Origin of the sequence: uncultured Caballeronia sp., assembly GCF_964243625.1 — a bacterium.
Taxonomy (GTDB): domain Bacteria; phylum Pseudomonadota; class Gammaproteobacteria; order Burkholderiales; family Burkholderiaceae; genus Caballeronia.
The window spans coordinates 1-3,669 of the sequence record NZ_CAXTGZ010000599.1 but is presented as its reverse complement, the minus strand read 5'-3'; the positions used below and the strand labels follow the sequence as shown (position 1 = coordinate 3,669).

Genomic DNA, 3,669 nt, shown 5'->3' with positions numbered 1-3,669 from the left:
ACTTCCCTGGATCGGCGTTGTCTGGGTGCCGTTTTACAACAAGATCGAACCGGTGCTCTGGGGCTTTCCGTTTTTCTACTGGTATCAGTTGCTCTGGGTGCTCATCAGCGCGGTCATCACGGCCGTGGTCTATATGAAGACCAAGCCCATCCACGCTGCTCCCAAGCTCACGCCCGGGAGCTCGCGATGATGAATCCCACCGCAACCTTCGTCTTCGTCCTGTTCTTCATCGGCGTGACGATACTGGGTTTTGTCGCCGCTCACTGGCGCAAGGCCGACCTCGGTCAGCTCGATGAATGGGGCCTCGGCGGCCGTCGCTTCGGCACGATCGTCACGTGGTTCCTGCTCGGCGGCGACCTGTACACCGCCTACACGTTCGTCGCGGTTCCGGCCCTCGTGTTCGGCGCGGGTGCGACCGGCTTCTTTGCGCTGCCGTACACCATCCTGATCTACCCGTTTGCTTTCGTCGTGTTCCCGAAGCTCTGGTCGATCTCGAAGAAATTCGGCTACGTCACCGCCGCCGACTTCGTGCACGCTCGCTACAACAGCCGCATGCTGGCGCTGGCGATTGCCGTGACGGGGATTGTCGCAACCATGCCGTATATCGCGTTGCAGCTCGTCGGCATTGAGGTTGTGATCGGCGCGCTTGGATTCGACACCAAGGGGTTTGTCGGCGATCTGCCGCTGATCATCGCGTTTGCGATTCTCGCCGCGTACACGTACACGTCGGGCCTGCGCGCGCCGGCCATGATCGCGGTCGTGAAGGACGTGCTGATCTACATCACGATCATCGCGGCGATGATCATCATCCCGGCGCAGCTTGGCGGTTTCGGCGCGATCTTCCATGCGGTCGATCCGGCGAAGATCCTGTTGAAAGCTCCGGATGCATCGAGCCTCAATGGGTATAGCGCGTATGCGACGCTCGCGGTCGGCTCGGCGCTCGCGCTGTTCCTGTATCCGCACTCGGTGACGGCGGTGTTGTCGTCGAAGTCGGGTAACACGATCCGCCGCAACATGGCGCTCCTGCCGGCCTATTCGCTGGTGCTCGGCTTGCTCGCGTTGCTGGGGTACATGGCGCTTGCATCGGGTGTGAAGGACATGCCGGAATTCGCCCCGTACTTCAAGGCCTACGGTTCGAACTTCGCGGTCCCGGCTCTGTTCCTGCACTTTTTCCCGTCGTGGTTCGTGGGCGTCGCGTTTGCGGCGATCGGTATCGGCGCGCTGGTGCCGGCCGCAATCATGTCGATCGCAGCCGCCAACTTGTACACGCGTAACGTGCATAAGGAGTTCGTGAACACGAACATGACGCCGGAGCAGGAAACCAACGTCGCGAAGCTGGTGTCGCTGCTGGTGAAGGTCGGTGCGGTCGTGTTCATCCTGGCGCTGCCGCTGACGTACGCTATCCAGTTGCAGTTGCTCGGCGGGATCTGGATCATCCAGACGCTGCCGGCGCTGGTGCTCGGCCTCTATACCCGTGTGCTCGACCACCGGGGTTTGCTGATCGGCTGGGCTGCGGGGATCGCCACCGGCACGTGGATGGCGGTATCGCTGAAACTGGCCGGATCGATCTTCACGATCCACCTTTTCGGCTACGCCATTCCGGGGTACGCCGCGGTGTGGGCGCTGGTCGTGAACCTGGTGGTGTCGATAGTGGTCAGCATCCTGGTGCGCGTGATCGGCCTCAAGCGTTCCGATGATCGGACGAGTCCCGAGGACTATCTGGATGTAGCTGAAACCTGATCGCGGGTTAGCGGTAAAGTTGGCGAAACGCCCGTAACGGATGTTGCGGGCGTTTTCTTTTTCCGGCTGCGGCCTTAATGCAGCGTTATCGTCAGCGCGTTGTTCATCTCTTCACCGGAACCGCATGTCCGCAACCGAACCCTCTAAGCCCCTTCGAAGCCACACGCGCCGCACGCTGCACGTGCTCGGCTCGCCATATTTCCGATACCGCCACGCCAAGTACCTCCACGCGGCGCGCGTGGCGCTGGCGCTGCTTGCGTCGATTGCGCTGACGTCGGGCATCGATATTCCCCACGGCGAATGGTCCACAGTGACTTTGCTCGTCGTGATCGGCGGCTTGCAGCATCACGGCAATATCCGCAAGAAGGCGGCGGAGCGCGCGGTGGGAACGCTGCTTGGCGCGTCGCTCGGGCTTGGGCTGATCCTGCTGCAATCCGTCACCCACTCGACCATGATCACCTTCGTGCTGCTGGCTGTAATTGCCGGCGTGTGCGCGTATCACGCCATCGGCAAGCCGGGGTATATCGCGTTGCTCACGGGCATCACCACGGTGATCGTGGCGGGGCACGGGAATCTGTCTATCGATGTCGGCTTGTGGCGCACCCTGACCGTGCTGATCGGTATTGTGATCGCGCTGGCGTTCTCGTTCGTGCTGCCGCAATACGCCACGTATTCATGGCGTTATCGGCTCGCCGACAACATGCGCGACAGCGCACGGATCTATAGCGCGATCGTGGAAGGGCGGCGCATCTCCGTTGAGGCCTTGACGAAGCAGTTCGCCACGATGAACTCGCGGCTGGTTTCATCGCGTTCGCTGCTGGCGTCGGTTGCAAAAGAGATCGACGCGCCGCTTGCTGTTCTGGAGGATATCCAGCGCCAGCATCGTTCGATCATCACCGCGCTGGAAATGATGGCGTCCGCTATGCCGGACAATGCGCCCAGACTTGCCGCCAGCGGTCACGCCGAAGAGCGCGCCGTGCGTCATACCTTGTTGCTGATGGCCCGTGCGTTGCGGTTCGGCCGTGTCGGTCTGCTGCATGCGGCGACCGGGTCACCCGCCGCCGCCGCGAGGCTGGAGCGGACCGCCGGCATTGCCGCCGACCTCGCACCGGAGTTGCAGGGCCCGTACTGGCTTGCGAAGCGGCTCGCGGAACAGGTGGACCGGCTGCGCTTGCGGCTGATTGAAATAGAGCGGCAGTGGAACCTCGAAGGTGCGCAACCGTTTCATCGATAAAGTGCTGCCGCAAGAACTCAACCGCCCAGGTCGTCCATCACGCTCACGATCCAAGGAATGCCGAACTTGTCGGAGATCATGCCGAAACCGCTGCTCCAGAAAGTCGGTTGCCAGGCCATCCGGACGTTCCCGCCGACGCTTAACGCGTCGAACATGCGCTGGCCCGATTCGTCGTCGTCAGCGACGATCGCGATGGCGAATCCCGAGAACACCTGCGGTGCTGCATTCACGCCATCCGACGCCATGATGATGCTCGAGCCTATCCTGAACGTGGAGTGCATGATCTTGTGCTTCCATTCGGGTGTTGCGTTGACGCTCTCGGGAGAATCCTCGAAACGCAATACTGACAAGGTTTCCGCACCAATCGCGTGCTGATAGAACATGAGCGCTTCTTCCGTGCGGCCGTTGAAATACAGGTAGGGTTCGAGACGCATTGGCACTCCTTCATTGATGGGCGGCCCTCCGCCCGCCTCAAAAGTCTAGCCCACGCTCAAGGCCTAAAAACCCCCGTGCCGACTCGGTCTGCACAAAAAAAGGCGCCGGCGAAATAGCGCCGGCGCCCGTTTCTGGACACGTAGTCTCTGTATTGCAGCCGCCAAATTACTTCAGCGCTTCGATCAGTTTTTCGAGCTTGACGGCGTCGGCAGCGAAACCGCGAATGCCTTCAGCAAGCTTTTCGGTCGCCATGGCGTCGT

The 3,669-nt window shown here is 61.4% G+C and carries 4 protein-coding genes; 3 read left to right on the top strand and 1 reads right to left on the bottom strand.

Features of this window, described 5'->3' with window-relative positions:
- The 3 genes from ACFFAR_RS27770 to ACFFAR_RS27760 form a co-directional block, all read left to right on the top strand.
- Positions 1–190: DUF3311 domain-containing protein (locus ACFFAR_RS27770; RefSeq protein ID WP_174365329.1), on the top strand; the 190-nt coding region annotated here is incomplete at its 5' end.
- On the top strand, positions 190–1,740 hold the full coding sequence (gene mctP, locus ACFFAR_RS27765) for a monocarboxylate uptake permease MctP (protein ID WP_062000771.1): 1,551 nt from the start codon (positions 190–192) through the stop codon (positions 1,738–1,740). The genes ACFFAR_RS27770 and mctP, both read left to right, overlap by 1 nt.
- A gap of 124 nt (positions 1,741–1,864) precedes the next feature.
- Positions 1,865–2,974, top strand: coding sequence for an FUSC family protein (locus ACFFAR_RS27760; RefSeq protein ID WP_375508869.1), 1,110 nt, complete (start codon positions 1,865–1,867; stop codon positions 2,972–2,974).
- A gap of 17 nt (positions 2,975–2,991) precedes the next feature.
- Here the strand turns inward: ACFFAR_RS27760 and ACFFAR_RS27755 are convergent, their stop codons facing one another.
- The gene (locus ACFFAR_RS27755; RefSeq protein WP_061998954.1) at positions 2,992–3,408 is read right to left on the bottom strand and encodes a VOC family protein; all 417 of its coding nucleotides are present in this window, start codon (positions 3,406–3,408) and stop codon (positions 2,992–2,994) included.
- Positions 3,409–3,669 lie beyond the last annotated feature (261 nt).

What these genes read in the sequence shown, in the direction of transcription:
- ACFFAR_RS27760 (WP_375508869.1), top strand. Translation starts at nt 1,865, where the DNA reads ATGTCCGCAACCGAACCCTCTAAGCCCCTTCGAAGCCACACGCGCCGC.
- mctP (WP_062000771.1), top strand. Translation starts at nt 190, where the DNA reads ATGAATCCCACCGCAACCTTCGTCTTCGTCCTGTTCTTCATCGGCGTG.
- ACFFAR_RS27755 (WP_061998954.1), bottom strand. Translation starts at nt 3,408, where the DNA reads ATGCGTCTCGAACCCTACCTGTATTTCAACGGCCGCACGGAAGAAGCG.